2 protein-coding genes are annotated in these 1,653 nt (G+C 59.5%); one reads left to right on the forward strand and one right to left on the reverse strand.

Features of this window, described 5'->3' with window-relative positions:
* Positions 1-192 precede the first annotated feature (192 nt).
* Positions 193-702, reverse strand: coding sequence for an HAD domain-containing protein (locus BN2503_RS19020; protein WP_158447381.1), 510 nt, complete (start codon positions 700-702; stop codon positions 193-195).
* Positions 703-1,163: 461 nt separating this feature from the next.
* On the opposite strand from BN2503_RS19020, the gene BN2503_RS19025 reads away from it, so the two are divergent.
* Positions 1,164-1,653 (forward strand): Fic family protein (locus tag BN2503_RS19025; RefSeq protein ID WP_199445290.1); only part of this gene is annotated, 490 nt, incomplete at its 3' end.

The following is a 1,653-nucleotide window of genomic DNA, read 5'->3' on the forward strand; positions in this document are numbered from 1 at the left end:
CTCACGCGGGCCCAGCAGGTAGCCGATGCACCGCTGCCAGCTACATCCCATGCCGGGGCATTGCTGCACGAGGCCGAGACGTTGGAAGCGATTTCCACGCTGCTGGCTCGGGTGAACCGGCGGGGTTTTTGGTAAGTCTGGCAGGACCGTGGCAAAAGACGGCGAACGTCGCTTGGCATCGGATCGGAGCCTTCATGCAGCGGCACTTTGCTGCAACTTCCGCCGCAATTCATGCCGAACTTCCGGGTTGGAAAGTCCGGTAGTGCCCTCGCAAGCGACCAAGTTGACGATTGCGGATTGAGGCCAGTCCTCGATGTCATCGTCCAGGGCCACCCAGTGGCGCGGCTTTCTTCGTTGCACGTCAGCCAGGATCTGCATGCCGCGCGGGGTACTGCGGAAGGACGCCAGGTTCCATGGATCGGCACCATGGATACGCTTGTGGTATGTGCCGCCAATGAATCGGGACTGCAAGCTCTCCGGCAGACGTTTGAGGGTATGGGCGTAGCCAGGGCGGATGCACCAGGTGCTGCTGAGTACCAGAGCCACTGAGGGGTATGGAGTAAGCTCCGCCTCCAAGATAGGAAGCCACTCGAACAGCGTGTGGCCGACTGCGCCATGCGGGCTCATGTAGATACCACGGCGATGATGCCAAAGCACCGCCTCGTGGTGCACCACGCCATCCAGATCCAGGTACAGAACCATGTCTGCGCTGCGCGGGGTGGATGCAGGGAGGTAGGGAGTACTCTGCACGGAGAGCATGACGGCGTGTGAAGAAGAAGTACGGCCTGGCTACGTGAGCGGCGGGATTGCCAGTTTCATGCAAGAGCAGAGCCTCTGCAACCTCATGCCTCAGGACGGCGAACTCAGCTGCTTGGCAAAAACGCTAGTTCACAGAAACTGTTTGGATAAGCCGCTTTCACATCCGCAAATATTCACGAGCATTTCAGAATAAATCCTTTTAGATCATAAGACTGCATGAAGTCTATGATCCGCAAATGGCGCCGCACTTGAACGCTCCAGCAGCCCTTGAGCCACTTCTACCCAGCACCCCTCGGGCGGATAAGCTGCTGGAGAAGGCCCATGACCTTCGGATGGAGGCGGCACGGCTGAGCGGTGCCTTCCCGGGCTGCGTGCATACGGAGTTGGGAAGGCTTCTGCGGTCAATGAATGCCTACTATTCGAACAAGATCGAAGGCGAGCACGCCAGCCCGCTGCAGATTGCACAGGCACTTGGGGGCAGGTTTTCTCATGAGGCTGAAACTGCATGGCTTCAGCATTTGGCAGTGGCGCACATACAGACCGAGCGCTGGATCCAAGAATCGTCGCTACTCCCAGCCGATCTGTACGCGGCCCATACCGTTAGGTCTATCCACTCCCACCTCTTTAGCCCTTGGGATCACGAGGATGGGGGCAGGCTCCCTCCTGGTGAGCAAGGCGGCACCAACCAGGCGACCTATTCGCCTGGGGTGCTACGCACATGTGACGTGGTCATAGGACACCATGTCGCGCCGGGTTGGCAGTGTCTGGAGGCGCTGTTGCAGCAGTGGTCCAAGGGCTACGGGACAGTGCGACCGGGGGAAATGCAGATCGTTGCGGCTGCCGCCGCACACCACCGTCTACTGTGGATGCATCCGTTTGTCGATGGCAACGGAC

It is taken from the genome of Paenacidovorax caeni, assembly GCF_001298675.1.
Classification (GTDB): Bacteria; Pseudomonadota; Gammaproteobacteria; order Burkholderiales; family Burkholderiaceae_C; genus Paenacidovorax; species Paenacidovorax caeni.